Raw genomic sequence first — 22,208 nt, 5'->3', positions numbered from 1 at the left:
TATTACACCTAACCTTTTTGCATTATTATCATTTTTTGCAATATTGTTTAATTCTGAACAACTAAAAGCTAATTTTATTAATTCTGATTTCATAAAAAACTCATCTTTAGTCAATTCTTCTTTACCATAAGTCGACTGAGCCATAAATAGAATTAATATCATTAAATTTTTGAATTTTGCATTCATCTAATTTGTCCTAAAAAACACGATAATTTTTAAGGAAATGTAACATTTTTAAAGTTTAGATGATATGGATTAAGTGTTTATACCTAGATAATTTTTCCACAGATATCTTTTACTCCTGTTGGGTAGATATTCTGTAATTTAGAGCGGTCAGTGACCAGTTCCGTATAAAATTGATTACTTATAATATTTAAAGTGGATGGAATATTTTTACTCCTAGGCCAACTAAAAAATTTTCTTCTGCTTTTTTTTGAAATATACACCGATACAACCTAAGTCACATCCATTGAATTCCACAGCAACTTATTGAATATATTGATTAATGTAAAACCTATCTAGGCTCTATTGTTCAAATCAATATTGCTAATCTCACCTTTATTTATCAAGTATTTTTAAATTGGGTGAATTAACCTTAAAAAATCTTTCTTTACTAACGAACTTGCCTCATAGTTTTTATTTATTCCAAATAAAACAGCAATCTCTAAAACTGGCATTTTATTAAATTAGGGACTTACAACATCTGCTTTCTTAAGCATTAAATTGTAATTGAGTCAATCCACCTAAATAGAAAATGAATACCAATAATATTTCTGTTCAGACATTTGTTATTCTCAAGTTTAATTATTGAGCTAACTTTATAGCATAAAAAGTAAAGAGGCTTACTCAAAATTCATCACTTTTTTCATATAACATCCAAAAAATTAAAGAGTTTCAAAAAACAAGTTATTAATATTTAATAAATTTATTGGTTCTTTTCACCCAATATTGAGAACATTAATGGTAATTTTTTGCCAAAATGCTCAATCCTGTATTTTTCATTCTCTTTCGTCATATTGGCAAAACAATTATAGAATGAGTAATCATATTCTTTGAATTCCAGAACATTTATTCCATGATTGATTAAACTTGTAAATATTTCACTCAGGCTATGATTCCAAGTGATTGCTTGATAGTCTATTTCTGCTGATTTATCTGCATAAGAGCCAGTAGATGTTTCACTTATAGGGTCGTTTTTGAAGTAGCTATATGTTATATTTTTAATTTGATCATCAAACATCCATATGATTGGATGAAATTCAACAATTAAAAATTTACCTCCAATTTTTAAGAAATTGGATATCACCTTAGCCCATAAATCTAAATTTTCTAACCATCCTATAACGCCATAACTCGTAAATACGTAATCATATTTTTTGTCTAAAATATTGGGTAGTTCATAAATATTAGAGCAAATAAAGTCGACATTTAAACCCAGTTCATCGTTAAACTCTTTAGCTTTTTTAATGGCTTCTTCTGAAAAATCTATAGCTGTAACATTAGCTCCAAGTTGAGCCAAAGACATAGAATCTTGTCCGAAATGACATTGTAGGTGTAGTATGGATTTTCCTGAAATATCTCCTAAAATACCCAGTTCTATTGGGTTTAGCGTGTTTCTTCCTCTTAGAAAGGAAATATTGTTATAAAAATCGCTCTTGATATGCGCATTTGTTTTTAAATTCCAAGCATGCTTATTGATACTGATATAGTCACTCATCTTTTACCCTTTTAAGAACTTAAAAGTTTGTTTTAATTATAAAAAGAAAGCCCTGAAGGGCCTTCTTTTACATCTAACCTAAGCATTAAATTGTGATTGAGCCATTTCACCTAAATAGCAAATTGAGATCGCAAATAAATTCTCTGGCTGAGCCGTAGGATCATTCTTTTGGATCCACTCGGCGCCAATGACGCTTAATTCATTCAATTTAGATTTAGAAACTGGTGGCAAGAATGTTTCTAGCGGTAGCTGAATACTAAAATTTCTGGTATTGCCATTATTACTCTTATCATTAAATGTATAAGCAATTAAGTACCAATGATATTTCTGTTCAGACATTTGTTATTCTCAAGTTTAATTATTGAGCTAATTTTATAGCACAAAAAGTAAAGATGCTTACTCAAAATTCATCATTTTTTTCATATAAATAAAGGACTCGCAACAAATTGAGATAATCTTTGATACATCAAAAGATCATCTCAAACTCCATAAGCCTAAGCTTTCAGTAAGCCTCTGTCCTTTAAAATCGGTAAAACATGATCCCTGAAATATGGAAATTCTTGGGTGTAGTTGAGAAAAGACAAGGTGCTACCTGAAAAACCTGTTTCACCTAACAGTATCAGCCCTTCTGCCACTTGTTCAGGCGTCCCAACCAACGGAAAACCACCATGACCTACGGCAATACGTTGGCGTAATTGTTCACGTAAATCAGCTGGAAAAGATTTGCAAAACGAAAATAAGGTATCCATCAATTGCTCTATCGCACCGTGATCAGCATTATTTAATTGCCGATCCCACTCAGCTTTGGCTTCTTCTTCAGTAGCGCGGCAAATCACATGGGCAAAGGTCAGGACTTTAATTTTCCGACCTAATGTTTCGGCTTCATCTTTAAGTTCTTTAATTTCTGTCATTGAACGCGCTAGATCGGCAGCGGGCGTAAATAAAAAATCTGAATTTTTAATGGCGAACTCACGTCCTTCTTTTGAACCAGCGGCATTAAAAATGGGTGGAAAAACTTGAGGAGCTGGTTTTCCATAAGTGCCTTGCGTTTGAAAAAATTTACCGTCCCAGTTGAATGGCTCAGTGCTTTGCCATGTTTTTTTAATTAATTCATACCATTCTTGTGCATAACCGTATCGTGTCTCATGATCATCAGGCAATTGTAAACCCATCGCGTCGTATTCAGGCTTATTCCACCCTGCGACGATATTTAAACCGACACGATTATCACTGACTTGGGCCATAGTTGCGATTTGTTTTGCGACCACAATTGGATGATTCAGCACGGTATGCAAAGTAGCGAAGATCTGAATATTTTTAGTTTTTGCCAATAATGCAGATGTCCATGTCACGGTCTCTAATACTGTTCCATGAAAATCCTTTTTGCCACCATGACCAATAAAACGTGCCGCGGATAACATGAAATCAATTCCAGCATCATCGGCCATTTGCGCTAATTCTAAATTTTGGCTCCAGCTGGCATCCCAGCCATCATCTAGAGTTGAAGGTGTTAAACCTCCAGAACAATTAGAGGCAAAAATGCCCAATTTAAAATGATCAGATAAATTGAAGTTGTGTTGATGCATGTTTTTTTCCTTTTTAATATATATCGTTAAAATGTGGAATGGGAAAATCAACTTCCCAAAAAAAACCAACCTTTATCAAAGTAAGGAGTTATTTCTCTATGTTATAAAATCGGTCTTGCTGTAGTTAAATTTTCTATAAATTATGTGAAATTTAATTTAGCTTAGCAAAATAAATATCAATTAGAAAAGCCATTTTATAATAGAATATCAAACTAAATTCAAAATAATCGTCAGATAATGTGATTGACAAACATTCAGTAATTCATCTATAAATTATTATAAATTTCATATATCTATAAAATCTAGGAATAAGCACAATGGAACATCAGAATGATCTTCATCCTTTGGTTGCTCCATTAGCAGTGCTTAACTACCTACATGAAGCACATCAATACATCGATAAGAACCTAACAGTGATGCAAGTTTATAATTTAATGACAGGACATCCACCCTTTTGGTTACGTATTGCATTTAAAATCAGAGATTTTTTAAGTTTAAGGTTAGGAGGTGTCCAACCGATCAGCGGCTTTGATTCGGTTAAACCCGAAAATGTTCAGATCAATGAAAAGTTGGATTTTTTTGATGTGGTGAAAATTACGGACAAGGAATTATATTTACAATCTACAGATAAACATCTCAGCGTATTGGTCGCATTACAGCTTCAGGAACATAATGAACAGGAGAATGAGTTGACCGTCACAACCAGTGTGATTACTTACAATCTTTTTGGAAAGATTTATATGCTTCCGGTCTCCTTGGTACATGATCTAATCGTCAAAAATTCATTAAAAAATTTAAATCAATCGTGTTAAGTGGCGACCACTGAAAGCGCTTCTTGCGATTTTCTTTCAGTGGCCAGATTTATATCACCTTATATCTTCATACTTACACCAAGCTGAAAACCACGCCCTGGCAATGGTGCAATATATTTCAATGGGGAATTATGCGGTCTCGCCTCCTCATTCAGTAAATTTGAACCGTTTAGGAACACGTCAATATCAGAGTTCTTTAATTTTAGATGCTTGCTAATCTGCATATCGACCATATTGAAGGCTGGCAATGGCTCTTCCTCCGAAACATTCTTGCCTAGGTATTTCGGTTTATCATAATAAATACTTGAGAGACGTGCCGCCCAATCCCCTTTACTCCACTCTACGCTTGCACCGTAGCGACTGGTTGGCATGTTTGGTAAATAATTGCCATCATTAAACAAGCTCGTTCGATTCGGATTTAAATTTTTATTTTTCACAAAATCAGCAAACACGCCTAGGGTAAAAAGCCCCAAATGCTGTGTATTAATTTTTTGTTTTAGATCAACTTCATAACCTGTGATTTCAGTATCTGTTTGAGTCCAGTATTTGAGTGGTAAGCGGTTCGCCGTTTGCATGCCAGAATGAGTGAGATAGAGATAGTTTTCAAATTTCATCTTATACACGGTAGCCTCAAGATTAAAATCTTGATAATTGAATAAAGCGGTCAGCTCTGTATTTTTAGATTTTTCAGGCGCTAACTTTTGATTTCCTTGCTCATTAACCATGATCGAATAGTGATTACCACTGGCATAAAGTTCATTCAGCTCAGGCGCACGCTCCGATACTGAATATCTAAGCTTCATGCCTAGATAGTCATTCATTCTGAGATATGAACCAAAACTATAGCTTTCTAAATCGAAATTAGTATCTTGCAACTTAGAATTCGGCGAGTTGCGAGAGACTTTAAAATCACTGTCTTTGATCGAGTGATCAATACGTTCTTGGCGATAGCCTGCATCGAAAGAAAGCCAATCTAGATCAATTTTCTCTTGAACAAAAATGGCGTGTGTCTTGGTATTTACATTGGGTAAATAGCGTAGTTTCCCCTGTCCTTCAACAGTTCGATTACTCTGACTCAGCCCAAGTAGACCATTTAAATACGGCAAAGGTTGATGTCTGAATAGTATTTCAACTTGTTTGGTATTAAAGCGGTAATCATTTGCTAACTGTGTCCCGAGATATTCACCTGAACGATTGATCACTTGATTCGCTTTGAAGTCGATTCCCTTAAAAAATGGTGTATCAAAATTATATTGACTATCCAATGTATATTTTCGTTGATCCGTCTTTATTCCTACAGGTAGACCATCATCATAAGAAGATTGAAACGACTTATTTTCTAAAGAAAAGCCTGGTACACCGTATGCATTTTTCTGGGAATCTGCACTCAAGCCAATATAGCCATTTTGCAGAAAGTAAGTACTTCCGATCGCATAATGCTGATTTTCCAAATAGCTATTGCCTAGCTTTCGATTGTAATTTGGTGTCACATCGTTATTAATTCTGTTTTCTTTAAACTTGGGTGTATCAGCAATATATTCAGGATTTGCTGGGTTGATATATGTCTTACCACTCCAAACAGATGACGGCTTATCGGTATAGAATGAAAATTTCCCATCTGCCCAATCTGGATTTTCAGTCATAAATTGGTCAATATATTTTTGCGATGCGGTGTTATAGATCTGCTGTATGCGCGTATCTTTTTGACAAGCATCTGCCAACGCTGAATTCACACCACCTGTTGCAGGAAATACTGCGCTATTACATTGCTCAGCCTTGCTGTCACCTGGAATTTTATAAGAAGAAATGTCTTGTTTAGAAAATAAAAAATTGGTTGAAAAGTTGCTTTGATTATTTAAATTCAGCTTAAAACCATGTGCATCTGTATTATTCCAACCTTTTCGCACAGCCAACTCTAAATTATGATCTTTCTTGGGAATTTCTTTGCTAATCAGACCATTCTCTACATTTACACTACCACCGATGGCATTTCCGCCGTATCGCACACTATCCGATGACTTATTTACCTGAATAGATTGATTAAATAAAGGATCAAATGAAATGGCAATATTACCACTGATAGCATTCATGCCATAAATCGATAGTCCATCCTCAAGAATTTGTACACGATTGCCACTTAAGCTGCGGATAACTGGTGCTCCTGCATTGGGACCAAAGGCACTACTCTGTACACCTGACACCTGCTTGAGTGCATCCCCTAAAGTTTGATTTTGTGTATTTCGATTCTCTACAACAATATTGTTCCCGATTGAAAGATCTGTTTCTGCTTTTAAACTGATTTTTGGCAAGATAACAGGACTATCCTGCTCATTTGCAGATGCTTGCTGATGAATGAATAGAATGGCTATTGCCAGGGCTTTGTAACGCACATTGAACTCCTTATTTTCAATTGTTATGTTATAACATAACAATTAAGTGTTCAAACAAAACCTAAGCTTCATTTTTCATTCTTAATGTGCGAGAAAAGACATCGTTCAATTCCCTTTGAACGATTGAGTGTGTGATGATTAATTAAAATAATTCAAAGGTAACTTTAAATAGCGAACCCCATTAGACTCGGGTTCTGGGAATCGGCCTGCATCCATATTGATTTGAATTGCCGGTAGAATAAGCTTAGGCATCGACAAAGTTGCATCACGTGCTTGACGCATTTGTACAAACTCATGCTTCAGTGTTTTTGCATTTAAGTGAATATTGCTTTGCTTCTGTGCCCGAATATCTGTTTCATAACTATATGTATCACGACCTTCTGGTTTATAGTCGTGACATAAAAAGACACGTGTAAGTTCTGGCAATTGATACAGTTTTTGCACAGAATCAAATAAGATATTCGCACTGCCTTTTGGGAAATCACAACGCGCCGTTCCATAATCGGGCATAAATAAGGTATCACCAATAAAAACAGCATCACCGATCACATAACTTAAGCACGCAGGTGTATGTCCTGGTGTCGGTATGTTATATGCCGCTAAGTTTCCGATACGGAAGTGTTCATGGTCTTTAAACAGATAATCAAACACTTGATGCGTATTAAAATACTTCATATCCATATGATAAATTGCACTAAATGTTTCCTGAACAATGGCAATTTTCTCACTCATGGCAATCTTGCCGCCAAGCTTAGATTTCAGATATTGTGACGCCGTTAAATGATCGGCATGAACATGCGTTTCCAATATCCATTCAACGGTAAGGGCTTGAGATTCAATATAAGCAATGATCTCATCTGCATGCTGTGTAGATGTTGATGCCGAGGCAGCATCATAATCCAAAACACTATCAATAATTGCACAATGTTTTGTTTCAGCATCATGTACAACATAACTAAAGGTATTACTTTGCTCATCAAAAAAGGCTTTGACTGCTGGATATTGCACTGCATTTCTCCTACTGTTTGGCCCAAAGACGATGGATCAACATGCCGAGCAGCATTGCTCCAATAAAATACCAAACTTCAAAATAACCCAGTCCGATCAGAGTAATTGCGGGTGCTGGGCAAATGCCTGCAATTCCCCAACCCATACCAAATAATATCGCACCTATGATCAACTTCTTATCAATTTGATTATTCTTTGGTAAAACAATCGCCTCACCTGATAATGTTTTTGGATTGCGTAAAGCTTTCTGAAATGGGAGAAATGCAACTGCAATTGCACCAATCATCACAAACATCAAGCTAATATCCCACGCGCCAAAAATGTCTAGAAAACTTAATACCTTCTCAGGATTTGACATTCCAGAAACCAAGAGACCTAGCGCAAATAGACTGCCGAAAATCAATGCAAATAAATTCTTCATTACGCTGCTCCCAGAATATGACGCACCACATACACCGTAACAAAACCAGCGATCATAAATGTAATTGTGGCAACCATTGAACGTGGCGATAAACGGCTAATCCCACAGATTCCATGTCCACTGGTACAACCTGAACCTAAACGTGTCCCAAAGCCTACCAACAGTCCAGCAATGATCAAAGCGAGCGGAGACGACTGCATAATAATTTCAGGCTTGACAAAAATTTGATAAATAAAGGGTGTAATAATCAGGCCTAATAAAAACCAAAAAGCCGAACTAGGCAAAAATGTTTTAGGCTGTAATAATTGGGCAATCAAACCACTCACACCCGCGACACGCCCATTGACGTATAAATAACCAACAGCCGCTAATCCAATTAACGCGCCACCAATCAAAGCTAGAATAATACTTGTCATCATCCTCTCTCACCATTCAATATATATTTTTATAATATATTATTTTAAATAACATTTGAATAAATCTATTCAATATTAGCCTCTAAATCGTGATTTATACGAAAAATGGCACATCTTGGTAAATATTTTCTAAAATTAAGTAAGTTAATTTGACTCTTGAGCATAAAAACAGGATGTGAACAAGCATCACATTTCTTGAATAGACTGACTATTCAAACTCAGCAAGTACTCTTTCTGCAAACCAAACAGGAAAGACTGTCACGATTGGATTGATTCTTAGTCGATCCGCTTGTTCAATTTCTGCTAAAAAAGCTGCTTTTTCACCATCAGAAGAATTATCAAATATAAAAGCTCGATCACTCACCTCAATGGCTTGCATGAGTAAGTCCATGCTACGGTAATAACGATCACGAATTTTGGGTTCTGCTACAGCATGTCCACCAGTACTTACTCGATACTGTACCCGCGCAATATTGATTTCAGGGTCAATCGTTGAAACATAGTACAGATAAGTTTTAAACCCTTGCTCCTGAGCCATTTTCAGAAACTCAACTTTGCTGATATGCGACATAACTGTTTCAAAGGTAAAACTAATTTTTAAGCTTAGAAATTCCAAACGGATAAAGTCGATAATTCTGGCAGCAAGATATGAATCAATATCTTGAATAGCAAAAAGAATAAGGTGCTCACTGAGTAATTCAGGTTCTTGACTTAATAACTTACAGGTTTTTTGATTCAATTCTTTCTTTTTGGTTTTTAAAAAAGCAATCAATTTTAGTGCGTCTAGAGACTCATGATAAATCTTTAAGTCCAAGCGATGAGTTTGATTTAAGGTTTTTTCGAGTTCATCTGCATTTAAATATGCCCCAATATGTCGGGGCAATAAATATTCTTTAATCGTACTTTTACCAGAACCGTTTGGACCAGCAAACATGCGAATTCTAGGCGTAGACTGTCGCATTAACTTATACAACAGCCTGCTTTTTTTTACGCTTCAATAGAGTACGCGATGCTTCAATAGTAGTATAAGCGCCTGAGATATCCTTGATCACTTCAGTCTCACCAGTTGGATGCTGTTTTAACAGTTGACGACCTTTGGCATAGACCACAGTAGAGGATTCACTAGCTTCTTCAAACGCATTACGGAATGCTTCTACAGCAAGCTTAGGAAGAAGACTTTCCTCTTGCGTACTCATTTTCATGATTGTAAAAGCTGTCATTAAAGACTCCTCCACCTGATTGCGCTTATACCTATACTAGCATAACTGCTAGTTTTGTCTATTTTTGCAGCAGTGAGCTTAACGAACCAGATCGTCAATACCGATCAGTTTAGGTAATTTATCAATTACCTTATTCAACTCAGCATTTGCCGGAGAAATACAACCTGTGTAATGGCTAAGCTTTGTTACAGTTCCATCAGGCTTTTTCCATGAGAAATAAGCACTTGGCTGGTCGGTTGCTGATTCTTCACAACCAGTTGTCTTTACATTTGAACCCGTCGCAGGACGATAGGTTTTTAGCTCTTGTTGTAATTTCTTATAAACGGAAGGATCAACAGTTAAATCCTGAGTACCTGTTACTTTGGTGTATTGTTTACCATCGAAATGAACAGCACCTTCAGGTGTAATCTCAACAGAATAAATTGGGCATGCACCAAAACATGGACTAGATGAATAGCGGATTGTTTCTTGCGCCGTATCCTGAGGTTGTTGAGGTGTTGTTGCGCAGCCAACTAAAGAAAAAGTAAAAAGGCCCGCAATGAATAATTTTTTCATTTGTTGTTCCGTTATAAAGTATGTTATTCAAATTTAACAAATCATAGAAATTTTGTCATTTAGATTGATGTAAAAAAAATGGAAAAATCACTTAAATTTACTTAGGCTATTTTGAGCTAAACAAAAAAATAAGCACTTTTATATGGGCTAATTAGGCTTAGTTTTGAGCTTGAAGAATTAAGCGAGCAAGTTCTAAATCGTCAGCATAAGTAATTTTGATATTATCTGAACGTCCCTGCACCACGTGTACAGGCTCATTCACATATTCCAAAGCACTTGCTTCATCAGTGATCACGATGTGATTGGCTAAAGCTTGTTCAATCGCATTTTTAAGAACGCCGAGTTGCGCCATTTGTGGCGTTTGTGCTTGCCACAATAACTCACGACTCACAGTTTTATCGATCTGATTTTGCGGAGCCACTTGTTTTAGCGTATCACGAACTGGAATAGCCAAAATCGCACTTTGATTTGAATGTTGTGCTGATTCGACTAACCTTATTAGACAGTTTACAGTTACGCATGGCCGTGCAGCGTCATGGACCAACACCCAATCATCTTCATGAGCAATGTCAGATAAATAGATCAAGGCGTTTAAAACTGAATGGACACGCTCTGTACCACCCAAACAAAAATGTAGTTTATCTTTGTGCTGAAAAGAGAGAGTTTTGGCGAAATTATCTTGTGCACCAATGGCGAGTACACAACCAGCCAAATCTAAGGTATTTAGGCGATTAACCGTATGTTCAAGTACAGTATGATCTTGAATATACTGATATTGTTTTAATTCAGTTTTTGAAAAACGACTGCCAGAACCAGCTGCTGGTACAACCGCCCATAGCTTAGTCTGGGTTTTCATTGGTTGCAGTGTCTTCTTTTGCGTTTGGATCGATATAAATTGGTTTGTAATGGGTACTAATGGTACTCATTTGTACGAAGGTTTCATTCGGCTTGACCAAACCTAAATCTAAACGTGCATGTTCTTCAATGGCTTCACTGCCACTTTTTAAATCAAAAACCTCTGCAGCTAAAATACGATTTCGCTCTTTGAGCTCAGGATTAATTTCTGCTTGCTGCGTAATTTGTTGAGTTAAAGCTTGGTGAGGAAAATACCCTCCCTCACCTAGCCAAAATTGATACTGCAGGCTTGCCACCAGAGCGATGACAAGCACTAAAATCAATTTACTCGAGGTCGATCGAAACATCTCTATCATGAAAAATTCCCTACATCCTTCTTACAAGGAAGATCATCTGCAAATTCTATAGGATTATGAATTTGCAGAGTTTCTGTCTTTTGTAAAGAAAGATGATCAGAAGTATTCAACATAGATAAATTGACCTTAGTTTAGACCTTTGAATTCAGCTTTACCGCGGTAAGCTGCGTTCGTTAATTCTTCAATACGAAGCAATTGGTTATATTTCGCTACACGGTCAGAACGGCATAGTGAACCAGTCTTGATTTGACCAGCTGCTGTACCCACTGCCAAGTCAGCAATTGTTGAATCTTCAGTCTCACCTGAACGGTGTGAGATTACAGTGCTATAGCCATTTGCTTTTGCAAGGTAGATTGCATCTAGAGTTTCAGTCAATGTACCAATCTGGTTATATTTGATCAGAATAGAGTTACCTACTTTCTCATTAATACCGCGTTGTAAAATCTTAGGATTAGTTACGAATAAATCGTCGCCAACCAATTGGATTTTGTCACCAAGGATTGATGTTAAGTAGCTCCAACCTTCCCAGTCAGATTCATCTAAACCATCTTCAATCGAAATGATTGGGTATTGGTTTACAAGACCAGCTAAATAGTCAGAGAACTGGTTGCTTGTGAATGCTTTATTACCTTCACCAGCAAGGATGTACTGACCATTTTTGTAGAATTCTGAAGAAGCACAGTCAAGTGCCAACATAATATCAGAACCAGCTTTGTAACCAGTTTGACCAATCGCTTCAAGGATAACAGTGATTGCTTCTTCGTTTGAACGCAAGTTTGGCGCAAAACCACCTTCATCACCCACAGCAGTATTTAAACCTTTTTTGTTTAAAACTGATTTTAGTGAATGGAAGATTTCAGCACCTGCACGTAATGCTTCAGCAAAAGAAGTGAAGCCTACCGGTTCAATCATGAACTCTTGAATATCAACATTATTGTCTGCATGCGAACCACCATTGATGATGTTCATCATTGGTACAGGCATGGTCAAAGTCGTTTGACCACGAAGATCAGCGATATATTGGAAAAGAGGAATTTTCTTTTCATCAGCAGCAGCGCGCGCAGCAGCCAATGAAACAGCTAAAGTTGCGTTAGCACCTAATTTTTCTTTGTTTTCAGTACCATCAAGCGCGATCATCGTATTATCGATGTCTTTTTGTTCAAATACTGATTTGCCCACTAAAGCGTCACGGATAATGGTATTTACGTTATTAACCGCAGTTTTAACACCTTTGCCCAAATAACGTGCTTTGTCGCCATCACGAAGTTCTAAAGCTTCACGAGAACCAGTTGAAGCACCAGATGGTGCACATGCACGACCAACAACCCCAGATTCTAAAATAACGTCTGCTTCGATGGTTGGGTTACCACGAGAGTCCAAAATTTCACGTGCGCGGATGTCAACGATTTGGCTCATGAACAATTCCTCTGTTGAATGAAAAACAAGATGCAAATAATTGCATCAATGGGTGTCTAACTTTTTGAATCCTTTAACCAAAGTATCCAATTCTTTTAATTGCGCCAAGAATGGCTCAAGCTGAGATAAACGCAATGCACATGGTCCATCACATTTTGCGATTTCTGGCTCTGGATGTGCTTCCAAGAATAAACCAGCCAATCCTGTTGCCATACCCGCACGCGCTAATGTCGTGATTTGGGCACGACGACCACCAGCAGAATCAGCGCGTCCACCTGGTGTTTGCAATGCATGGGTAACATCAAAGAATACCGGCACATTCATTTCTTTCATGGTATCGAAGCCTAGCATATCAACAACCAAGTTGTTATAACCAAATGCTGAACCACGCTCACAAAGAATGAGTTTGTCATTTCCAGCTTCCAAACACTTATGCAAGATATGACGCATTTCATGTGGTGCTAAGAATTGTGCTTTTTTGATATTGATAATGGCTTGAGTTTTCGCCATTGCTTCAACGAGATCAGTCTGACGACTTAAAAAGGCAGGAAGTTGGATGATATCAGCAACTTCAGCAACAGGTGCTGCTTGGTAAGGCTCATGAACGTCAGTGATAATGGGCACATTAAAATGCTTTTTAATGTCAGCAAGCCATTCAATCCCTTTTTCCAAACCCGGTCCACGATAAGAGTTTAGGCTTGAACGGTTTGCTTTATCAAAGCTTGCCTTGAATACATAAGGAATGTCTAGGCGTTTGCAAATATCAACATAAGTTTCAGCAATTTCAAATGCTAAATCTCTTGATTCCAGTACGTTCATTCCGCCAAATAATACAAATGGCAAATGATTTGCCATTTGTATATCGCCTAAACGTACAACTTCTTGTGGTTTTAATTGTGACATTTAAACTTTCCCAGTTTATTTAAAACTTAGTACTTACTTTTGATGCTGTTTTTTTGCAGCTTCGATGAAGCTAGCAAATAATGGATGTCCATCACGTGGTGAACTTGTAAATTCCGGGTGGAATTGTACAGCAATAAACCAAGGATGTTCAGGAATTTCTACAGTTTCAACTAAATGTTGTACTGATGAATAACCCGAAATTTTCATCCCTGCTTGTTCAAGTGCAGGAATAAAACGATCATTCATTTCATAGCGATGACGATGACGCTCAGTAATTTCAGCTTTACCATAGACTTCACGTGTCTTCGTGCCTTCAACCAGTTCTGATTTTTGAGCACCTAAACGCATTGTGCCACCCAAGTCAGACTCAAGACTACGTTGCTGTAATTCACCACGTTCATCTAACCATTCAGTAATTAAACCAATCAATGGATATTTGGTTGAACGGTTAAATTCTGTTGAACTTGCTTCTGGCATCGCTGCAACGTTACGCGCATATTCAATCACAGCCAATTGCATCCCTAAACAAATACCAAGGAATGGAATCTTGTTTTCACGTGCATATTGAATGGCTTTCATTTTGCCTTCAGTACCGCGCTCACCAAAACCACCTGGTACCAAGATCGCATCAGCAGTACTTAAAACACTAATATCTTGCTGTTCAAGCTCTTCAGCATTGACATAATCAATCTGGACTTTAACAAGGTTTTGAATCCCTGCATGTAAAAGTGCTTCATTCACAGATTTATAAGCATCTGGAAGCTCTACATATTTACCGACCATTGCAACACGAACTGTGTATTCAGGGTTGAGTAATGCTTCAACGACATTGTCCCAATCTTCAAGGTTTGCTTCTGGAAGCTCATTAAAGCCAAAACGCTCACAGATCAAGTCATCAACGTTTTGCTCATAGAATGTACGTGGAATTTGATAAATCGTTTTCGCATCTTTACATACCACAACGGCACGCGCTTCCACATTTGTGAACAATGCAATTTTACGTTTAGTATCAACATCGACATCATATTCAGTACGGCAGATTAAAATATCTGGCTGAATACCAATTGAAAGAAGCTCTTTCACTGAGTGTTGAGTTGGCTTGGTTTTGAGCTCAGCCGCAGATTTGATATATGGCAACAAAGTTAAATGCATAAGCATGGTACGTTTATGACCAAGCTCTACCATCAATTGACGTACTGATTCCATAAATGGAAGTGATTCGATATCACCAACTGTACCGCCAATCTCAACGATTGCAACGTCGTAACCTTCACCTGCGCGAAGTACACGTTCTTTAATGTTGTCTGTAATATGTGGAATAACTTGAACCGTACCACCTAAGTAGTCACCACGACGTTCTTTATTTAAAACGTCTTGATATACGCGCCCACTGGTAAAGTTATTCAGTTTGGTCATTTTCGCACGACGTAAGAAACGTTCGTAATATCCCAAATCTAAGTCAGTTTCAGCACCATCCTCTGTGACGAAAACTTCACCGTGCTGAAATGGGCTCATGGTACCTGGATCGACATTAATGTATGGATCCATTTTTACCATAGTGACTTTTAAGCCACGAGCTTCCAAAAGTGCAGCAACAGAAGCAGCAGAAATACCTTTACCTAGTGATGAAACCACACCACCAGTGACAAAAATAAAATGGGTCATTGAGTTTCTCGTACAATCGAGCCGAAATCGGCCTACAATGTTGGGCAATTTTACTGTACTCTGCCCCTATAAAGCAAAGTCAAACCGCATCAATTCAAAGAACTATAAACAACTGGCTATTCTATCAGCATTTTCGATAAAAATTTACGGGTTTTGTGGATTTTTCATCCATAAATTACGTTTAACAGGCCAAAATCAATTAAAGCGATACCTAAAATCTTGCATTCATCACTTTTAAATTCTTTGCTGCTCGTCTGTTTAATTGCAAGCATTTATAAAATATAAACAAACTCAACAATTCACAGGGATTTCTTCACATAGATTTACTGTTATAATTGCTGCTGTCCTTATTTAATATGTTGTTTTAGCAATGGCGAATAAAAAACTTTTAATTTGTGCAGCACTTGCGACTGGTCTTTTATTAACTGCTTGTGTGAAAAAAGAAGAACCAAAAAACGAAGAGCAGCAAGAACAGACCGCAACTGAGACTCAAACCCAGCCCGAGCCTGAAAAAATCCAAGAGTTCGAGTCTTTAGAAAGTGTCGATAAACACCAAGCTCCAGCACCGGTTGTAGAAACAACGCGTGAAGAAACACCAAATACAACGACCGAGATTCGTCGTGAGACTCGTCCGGCTCAAACAGAAACGCCTGCTGCAACACAAACACCAACTGAAGCTCCACGCGCAGAAGAGCCGAAACCTGTAAAAGCTGAACACAAACCAGCAAAGACAGAACAGCCTAAAGCAGAACAACCTGTGAAAACTGCAAAACCATCAGCACCAGCTCAAAGTGAAGATGACGCTGTCGCTGCCGCAATCGCTGCTGCAACACCTGCTTTAAATAACTAATTCATTCGTGAAAAGTAAAAAGCCAGTTGCTTTCAACTGGCTTTTTTGTGTCTATAGATTAGTAATTTTTAAAAAAGTCCGCCATCAAACGGGAGGCCCAAGACTTCACCGTTAAACTTTCATAGAAACCACAATGACTTCCCTTTTTGGTGGTTACAACTGCAATATTGTCCATTTGCTGAATGGCATCTTTATAAGGTTCTAAGTTTTTAATTGAACAAACTGGATCATCTTCGGCATTGAGAATCATCAATGGAATTTTGACATTTTCGAAGACATAGATTGGATTAATCGCTTGGCAATAACTCTGATAATCCTGAAATCCTGCCATTTCAAAATATTCTTTTTCAAACTCTTCCAAGCTTGTGGTCGTCAGCACTTTTTCTACAGATGCAATTTGATTCCATGTATTCTGATAAGGATAAATGAAGTATTTAAATAACTTCTTGGTCATCATTTTGCTATAAAACGGATGCACATTTTTAAAACCGATTTCAGTGTTATAACCAGGGCACATTGCAAAAGCAGCTTTGAATGGCGTATCCACCCCTTGCTCGCCTAAATAGCGGACCAAAAGCCCCGTACCAGCTGAGGAACCAACTGCATATAAATCGGATTGTGGAAACAGGTTTTGAATATGCGCAAGTTGTTCTTTCAGATCACTGGTTGAACCAAACAATGAAATACGAGGCACTGGCATTGGCAGTCCTGCATGGCCACGGCGCAAACAAAGTGCAATTCGCCAACCATTATACTCATGCAAATCTTTGACCAGTTCGCGCATACTTTCAGGTGTCCCTGTAATGGTATGCATAATTACAACAGTTGGTGTTTCTACTGGTAGGTCATATCCATACCACGCAACGGCGGTAATCCCTCCATCCTGCATGATCAAACGATCAACACGGTCATATTCAAGTTTAATGGTTTTCTTACGAATCACATCAAAATACAATAAATGTAGATGTGTATTACTCAGCCAAGGCGTAGGACGATATTTTTGCTTTAACTGCGGTAATTTTTCCAAAACATCTTTAATTTTCCCTTTCGGGTCATAGTACATTTTGGGTTGCTCAGCACCGAGCACTGAATCAAGAAGCTCTGAACCTAACACTTTGATTTTATCTAAAGCAGATATACCCATATTCAATAACCGCCTCTATCTACGCATGAGTAAATGTTTGTCGCACCAAAGTTGCGACCTGTTGTCCCCAGATGGCATAGATTTCTTTGCTTGGATGAAAACCATCGCTTGCCATCGGCAAATCCATTGCTTGAAAAGCTTCAATATCATATTGAATAAATCGAAATTGAGATTGTGGTGCCAACCATTGCTGTAATGCCTGATTCATTTGTTCCGCATATTTTCCAAACAGCCAAGCCAAAGGATTAGGTAAAGCCGGAAAATGCTGCATTGGTGGTACACCGGATACAATAATGAGTTTAGGTTGAAACTGATTCTGTATATAAGTGAATAGCTGTTTTTGTTGTTTGAGCCAAGATTTTGCAGAGGTCAGTTTAGTCACATCATTCACACCAATTGAAGTGATAACAACATCATAGCACTGCTGATCTAACTGTTGTACTGCTTGAAAAACCTGTTGAGTGGTATCGCCTGTTTTAGCATGCAATTTCCATTGCAACTGATATTCATTCTGCAACTCAGCAATAATCGCCCCAGATAAAGCCTGTTGTTGGGTTTCAACACCAACACCCGCCGCTGCCGAATCGCCAAGAATGAGTAAAGAAAGTGGCTGACCCTGACCCACGATACCGTGGCGGTCGCCACTTGCTTCCCAAAGACGTGGTGTATTGTTACGAACTTTCATACCCTGTACGACTAATACAGGCAGTAATGCAAAAGTTGAAAGCTTTAACCACATTTTAATTCTCTTAATATTACTTAGGCTATTTTACAGGCATTAATTCGGTTGATACTTGGCAAAGCGTGCACCCATTTTTTCTGCTAATGCGGCCAAACCACTCATCGGGCGAATCATCACTTCAAAATCAATGATTTTGCCTTGTTCATTAAAGCGAATCATATCAATGCCTTTAAGTGATTTCCCGCTGACATTGGCGCTAAATTCCAACACCACATTTTCACCATCTTCAGTATAAAATTCACGGTGATAGGTAAAGTTTTCAAACACCTGAATCACATTCGTCAAAATAAAGAAAACCACGTGTTTCCCTTCATAAGGGTTATAGGCAACAGGCGAACGAAACACAACATCATCGGCCAGCAAATCATTTAAGTTGGATAGGTCACCTGTTTTAATCATCTGATGCCAGTTTTCTAAAGCTTGTTTTGTTGTTTCCAATGTCATTGTTATTCTCCCTTGAGATTTAATGGATAAGTCGGGAGCACTTCCTCAATAGAAATGCTCCCGAGCATGTTTACAATGTTGCTGCTAACTCAGCACCTTGGCGAATTGCTCGTTTAGCATCCAACTCACCCGCTTCTTTGGCGCCACCAATCAAGTGAACACTTTTACCGTCCGCTTTAAGCTGATCAAACATTGCGGTATACGACTCTTGGCCTGCACAAATCACCACATTATCGACTTCAAGCACACGACTTTGACCATCAACGGTAATATGCAAACCTTGATCATCCACCTTGTCGTAGCTTGCGCCGGCAATCATTTTTACATCACGATGTTTTAAGCCTGTACGATGAATCCAGCCTGTGGTTTTACCCAGACCAGCACCAACAGATGCACTCTTACGTTGTAATAAGTAAATCTCACGTTCAGACTTTTCTAACTCAGCCGGTTTTAAGCCACCTACATGCTCGTAAGAAGTATCGATCCCCCATTCTGCATAGAATTTTTCAGGATTTAAGCTGCCACTATCACCTTCATGGGTTAAATATTCTGCCGTATCAAAGCCAATACCACCTGCACCAATAATGGCAACACGCTTGCCTACAGATACTCGCTCTTTCAACACTTGGATATAGCTCAATACTTTTGGATGATCGATCCCTTCAAATTGCAACTGACGCGGCGTCACGCCAGTTGCAACCACGATATCATCATAGTCAGTTTGGCTAAGTTCTTCATAAGTCGCTGTGTGGTTCAGTACCAACTCAATATTCGGCTGCAATTCAATTTGACGTTTGAAGTAGCGTAAAGTTTCGTAGAATTCTTCTTTACCTGGAATGGTCTTGGCAATATTGAACTGACCACCGATTTGATTGCTTGCATCAAAGACCTTAACTTTATGCCCACGACTTGCTGCATATACTGCAAAGCTCAAACCTGCTGGACCCGCACCAATCACCGCAATATTTTTAACCGCATTGGCTTCTTTAAAGATCAGCTCAGTTTCGTAACAAGCGCGTGGATTGACTAAACAGGTGGCAATTTTCATTGAGAAAATATGGTCTAAACAAGCTTGGTTACAACCAATACAAGTATTGATTTCATCGCTACGACCTTCACTGGCTTTTAATACAAACTCAGGATCGGCCAGCATTGGGCGTGCCATAGACACCATATCTGCATGACCAGAAGCCAATACATGTTCTGCCATTTCAGGGGTATTAATACGGTTCGAGGTAATCAATGGGATTGAAACTTGACCTTTCAGTTTTTCAGTCACCCATGTAAATGCAGCGCGCGGTACTTTAGTTGCAATGGTTGGAATACGTGCTTCATGCCAACCAATCCCTGTATTGATAATGGTTGCGCCAGCTTTTTCAATTGCTTTCGCCAGTTGGATGACTTCTTCTAAGCTTGAACCACCTTCAACCAAATCCAGCATCGATAAGCGATAAATAATAATAAAGTTTTCGCCGACTAAATCACGGGTACGCTTTACAATTTCAATCGGGAAACGGATACGATTTTCATAGCTACCACCCCATTCATCATCACGATGATTGGTACGTGCCGCAATAAACTCATTAATTAAATAACCTTCCGAGCCCATGATTTCGACACCATCATAGCCCGCATATTGTGCCAGCTTGGCGCAGTTAGCAAAGTCATCAATGGTTTGCTGTACTTCAGCTGAACTTAATGCTTTAGGTTTAATTGGATTAATCGGTGCCTGAATCGCAGAAGGTGCAACGATCTCAGGCTGATAAGAATAGCGTCCTGTATGCAAAATCTGCATCGCGATTTTACCACCCGCATCATGTACCGCTTGGGTGATCACTTTATGTTTTTCTGCTTCTGCGATGCTATCTAGCTTAGATGCATGTGCAAAGGTAAGACCTGCATCGTTTGGAGCAATACCACCTGTGACGATTAATCCAACATCACCTTTGGCACGTTCTGCATAGAATGCAGCCATACGTTCATAACCTTGATGCGCCTCTTCTAAGCCAACATGCATAGACCCCATCAAGACACGGTTTTTTAAGGTGGTAAAGCCTAAATCAAGTGGCTTTAATAAATGTGGATAAGCTGACATGGTTTCTCCTTTGGCTCGCACTCTGCTAGCTAATGCAACTTGTTGCATAAAGTTATAAACAAGATTTGATTTTTATGCAACATATTGCATAATTCTGATGAGTCATTTTTTATTATGGAACATCATGTCACTCGCCCATGTTTTACTGACCAGCTTATTGGAAAAACCAAGTACAGGTTTTGACTTGGCTCGTCGCTTTGACCGTTCAATGGGCTTCTTTTGGAATGCGACTCATCAGCAGATTTATCGTGAACTCAACGGGATGCTGAAAAAAGGATGGATTTCTACATTAGAAGAACAAGCTGCCAACAGCCGTAAAAAAACTTATCAAGTTGAACAACTTGGAAGGATACAACTGGCATCATGGATTGAACAACAAAGTGAACCTGCTCAACTCCGTGATGATCTCATGGTTAGATTAAGAGCTGAAGCTCAACTCGGTGGCAATAATATTTTGCCCGAATTAGAGCGTCACTTAGTATTGCATAAGGAAAAATTAAGCCTTTATCAAGCTATTCATGATAAAGATTTTAAAGATAACCAACCAACCAATCGCGTTTTGTTTATCCATAAGATGATTCTAGAACTCGGTATCATTAAAGAAAATGAATGGATAAAATGGTTGGAACAAATGATTCCTCAACTGAAAAAGTTTGAAGAAGCCAACAATAGTGGAGAAAAATAATGCCGTTCTATAGCATGCCCGATCAAGAAAAATTATTTGTGCGACGCGTTGGCGAAGGCGAACCTGTGCTCGTCTTATCCGGACTGGGCATGCAAAGCTGGCAATGGCTCCCTTTCTTATTTGCCAATCGTAAACAATATGAATTTATCATTCCCGATTGGCGTGGTTTCGGCGGTTCAAAAAATTGTGCAATTCCAGAGCTCGATGCGATCTCAAGTCATTGGAATGATGTAGACTCGCTGATCCAACAATTAAAGCTCGATCAATTCATCCTGATGGGTTATTCCATGGGTGCAACTACAGCTATGCATGGTATGAAGCATGGTGGCTTAGCTGAGAAACTCAAAGCCTATCTGCATATTGATCAAACCCCTAAAATTGCAGTTGATGATTCTTGGCAATACGGATTGTTTGGTCCAAAGCATCCTCAATTTAAAAGTTTATTGCTTGAGATTCAAACGCTATTACTCGACTATAAACATGCTCAGAAACTAGAGGACTTACCCGATGATATCCGCTATAAGCTGGTCAGCTTGTGGGGTGATTTCATTGAACTGCAAGGCAGCAACAACTATAGCCCTAAAATTTTCAAGCTCGCTCTAAACCGCCCATTCCTGCAAAAATACTTACTGCCAATTCAGCGTTTAGACTATTTACTGTGGTATGTCGAAAATTATCTTAATCATAATGAAGACTATCGTGAAGCCATCAGTCAACTGAATTGCCCAACCACTTTCTTTATTGGTCGTGAATCTACCCTTTACCCAGAAACTGGCCAAACATTGATTGCTGAAAGTCTAAGCAATGCTACAGCGATTTATTTTGAACGTTCTGGACATACACCACTGATTACTGAACCAAGAAAATTCAGCCAAGAGATTGGCCACTTCCTTGCGGCTCAATCGACCCAAGCAGCTTAAGTCGACCG

General features: G+C 38.4%; 23 protein-coding genes and 1 pseudogene. 4 read left to right on the top strand and 20 right to left on the bottom strand.

Features of this window, described 5'->3' with window-relative positions; translation table 11 throughout:
- From WA352_RS04850 to WA352_RS04835, 4 genes and pseudogenes are all read right to left on the bottom strand, one after another.
- Window positions 1-186: pseudogene (locus WA352_RS04850) on the bottom strand (hypothetical protein); the annotation flags it as partial.
- A gap of 739 nt (window positions 187-925) precedes the next feature.
- Window positions 926-1,717 carry a class I SAM-dependent methyltransferase gene (locus WA352_RS04845; RefSeq protein WP_033132861.1) on the bottom strand — a complete coding sequence of 264 codons (792 nt, stop codon included), beginning with the start codon at window positions 1,715-1,717 and terminating at the stop codon, window positions 926-928.
- A gap of 78 nt (window positions 1,718-1,795) precedes the next feature.
- Window positions 1,796-2,056: a hypothetical protein gene (locus tag WA352_RS04840; protein ID WP_033132862.1), complete on the bottom strand. Its 261-nt coding sequence runs from the start codon at window positions 2,054-2,056 to the stop codon at window positions 1,796-1,798.
- A gap of 155 nt (window positions 2,057-2,211) precedes the next feature.
- Window positions 2,212-3,303 (bottom strand): LLM class flavin-dependent oxidoreductase, encoded by a 1,092-nt coding sequence (locus WA352_RS04835; RefSeq protein ID WP_033132863.1) that lies wholly within the window; start codon window positions 3,301-3,303, stop codon window positions 2,212-2,214.
- A gap of 317 nt (window positions 3,304-3,620) precedes the next feature.
- Here WA352_RS04835 and WA352_RS04830 point away from each other — a divergent pair, with 317 nt between their 5' ends.
- A complete protein-coding gene (locus WA352_RS04830) occupies window positions 3,621-4,115 on the top strand; it encodes a DUF2867 domain-containing protein (protein ID WP_033132864.1) in 495 nt (164 codons plus the stop codon).
- 59 nt (window positions 4,116-4,174) lie between these two features.
- Here the strand turns inward: WA352_RS04830 and WA352_RS04825 are convergent, their stop codons facing one another.
- From WA352_RS04825 to WA352_RS04770, 12 genes are all read right to left on the bottom strand, one after another.
- Complete coding sequence (locus WA352_RS04825) at window positions 4,175-6,505, bottom strand: TonB-dependent receptor (protein ID WP_033132865.1); 2,331 nt, start codon at window positions 6,503-6,505, stop codon at window positions 4,175-4,177.
- A gap of 138 nt (window positions 6,506-6,643) precedes the next feature.
- A complete protein-coding gene (locus WA352_RS04820; RefSeq protein WP_033132866.1) occupies window positions 6,644-7,513 on the bottom strand; it encodes an MBL fold metallo-hydrolase in 870 nt (289 codons plus the stop codon).
- Window positions 7,514-7,523: 10 nt separating this feature from the next.
- Window positions 7,524-7,934, bottom strand: a complete 411-nt coding sequence (locus tag WA352_RS04815) for a DUF6691 family protein (protein WP_033132867.1) — start codon at window positions 7,932-7,934, stop codon at window positions 7,524-7,526.
- Window positions 7,934-8,350 (bottom strand): YeeE/YedE family protein, encoded by a 417-nt coding sequence (locus tag WA352_RS04810; protein WP_033132903.1) that lies wholly within the window; start codon window positions 8,348-8,350, stop codon window positions 7,934-7,936. Before WA352_RS04810 ends, WA352_RS04815 begins: the two co-directional genes overlap by 1 nt.
- 208 nt (window positions 8,351-8,558) lie before the next feature.
- Window positions 8,559-9,311, bottom strand: coding sequence for a zeta toxin (locus WA352_RS04805; protein ID WP_033132868.1), 753 nt, complete (start codon window positions 9,309-9,311; stop codon window positions 8,559-8,561).
- A gap of 4 nt (window positions 9,312-9,315) precedes the next feature.
- A complete protein-coding gene (locus WA352_RS04800) occupies window positions 9,316-9,570 on the bottom strand; it encodes a hypothetical protein (protein ID WP_033132869.1) in 255 nt (84 codons plus the stop codon).
- Between the two features lie 78 nt (window positions 9,571-9,648).
- Window positions 9,649-10,125 (bottom strand): DUF6438 domain-containing protein, encoded by a 477-nt coding sequence (locus WA352_RS04795; RefSeq protein WP_336141413.1) that lies wholly within the window; start codon window positions 10,123-10,125, stop codon window positions 9,649-9,651.
- 157 nt (window positions 10,126-10,282) lie between these two features.
- A complete protein-coding gene (gene ispD, locus WA352_RS04790; protein ID WP_033132871.1) occupies window positions 10,283-10,981 on the bottom strand; it encodes a 2-C-methyl-D-erythritol 4-phosphate cytidylyltransferase in 699 nt (232 codons plus the stop codon).
- The gene (ftsB, locus tag WA352_RS04785; RefSeq protein ID WP_336141411.1) at window positions 10,965-11,336 is read right to left on the bottom strand and encodes a cell division protein FtsB; all 372 of its coding nucleotides are present in this window, start codon (window positions 11,334-11,336) and stop codon (window positions 10,965-10,967) included. Before ftsB ends, ispD begins: the two co-directional genes overlap by 17 nt.
- Before the next feature lie 126 nt (window positions 11,337-11,462).
- Window positions 11,463-12,752: a phosphopyruvate hydratase gene (gene eno / locus WA352_RS04780; protein WP_004806818.1), complete on the bottom strand. Its 1,290-nt coding sequence runs from the start codon at window positions 12,750-12,752 to the stop codon at window positions 11,463-11,465.
- A 45-nt stretch (window positions 12,753-12,797) separates the two neighbouring features.
- Window positions 12,798-13,655, bottom strand: a complete 858-nt coding sequence (gene kdsA, locus WA352_RS04775; protein WP_005204020.1) for a 3-deoxy-8-phosphooctulonate synthase — start codon at window positions 13,653-13,655, stop codon at window positions 12,798-12,800.
- Between the two features lie 33 nt (window positions 13,656-13,688).
- Entirely contained in the window at window positions 13,689-15,320 is a 1,632-nt protein-coding gene (locus WA352_RS04770; RefSeq protein WP_033132872.1) for a CTP synthase, read from the bottom strand.
- Between the two features lie 370 nt (window positions 15,321-15,690).
- On the opposite strand from WA352_RS04770, the gene WA352_RS04765 reads away from it, so the two are divergent.
- Window positions 15,691-16,170 (top strand): hypothetical protein, encoded by a 480-nt coding sequence (locus WA352_RS04765; RefSeq protein ID WP_033132873.1) that lies wholly within the window; start codon window positions 15,691-15,693, stop codon window positions 16,168-16,170.
- Between the two features lie 58 nt (window positions 16,171-16,228).
- Here the strand turns inward: WA352_RS04765 and WA352_RS04760 are convergent, their stop codons facing one another.
- The 4 genes from WA352_RS04760 to WA352_RS04745 all read right to left on the bottom strand — a co-directional run bounded on the left by WA352_RS04760 (window position 16,229) and on the right by WA352_RS04745 (window position 20,595).
- Window positions 16,229-17,314 (bottom strand): YheT family hydrolase, encoded by a 1,086-nt coding sequence (locus WA352_RS04760; protein WP_033132874.1) that lies wholly within the window; start codon window positions 17,312-17,314, stop codon window positions 16,229-16,231.
- 19 nt (window positions 17,315-17,333) lie between these two features.
- Window positions 17,334-18,053, bottom strand: a complete 720-nt coding sequence (locus WA352_RS04755) for an SGNH/GDSL hydrolase family protein (RefSeq protein ID WP_033132875.1) — start codon at window positions 18,051-18,053, stop codon at window positions 17,334-17,336.
- A gap of 39 nt (window positions 18,054-18,092) precedes the next feature.
- Window positions 18,093-18,500 (bottom strand): nuclear transport factor 2 family protein, encoded by a 408-nt coding sequence (locus WA352_RS04750; RefSeq protein WP_004806805.1) that lies wholly within the window; start codon window positions 18,498-18,500, stop codon window positions 18,093-18,095.
- Between the two features lie 70 nt (window positions 18,501-18,570).
- On the bottom strand, window positions 18,571-20,595 hold the full coding sequence (locus WA352_RS04745; protein WP_033132876.1) for an NADPH-dependent 2,4-dienoyl-CoA reductase: 2,025 nt from the start codon (window positions 20,593-20,595) through the stop codon (window positions 18,571-18,573).
- Between the two features lie 124 nt (window positions 20,596-20,719).
- On the opposite strand from WA352_RS04745, the gene WA352_RS04740 reads away from it, so the two are divergent.
- Both WA352_RS04740 and WA352_RS04735 read left to right on the top strand, forming a co-directional pair.
- A complete protein-coding gene (locus tag WA352_RS04740) occupies window positions 20,720-21,280 on the top strand; it encodes a PadR family transcriptional regulator (protein ID WP_005313568.1) in 561 nt (186 codons plus the stop codon).
- Window positions 21,280-22,200 (top strand): alpha/beta fold hydrolase, encoded by a 921-nt coding sequence (locus WA352_RS04735; RefSeq protein WP_033132877.1) that lies wholly within the window; start codon window positions 21,280-21,282, stop codon window positions 22,198-22,200. The genes WA352_RS04740 and WA352_RS04735 overlap by 1 nt, the downstream gene beginning before the upstream one ends.
- Window positions 22,201-22,208 lie beyond the last annotated feature (8 nt).

This window comes from Acinetobacter sp. 102 (genome assembly GCF_037028485.1).
GTDB lineage: Bacteria > Pseudomonadota > Gammaproteobacteria > Pseudomonadales > Moraxellaceae > Acinetobacter > Acinetobacter higginsii.
Note: the sequence above shows the minus strand (reverse complement) of the source record. Positions and strands in the feature narration are given on the sequence as shown.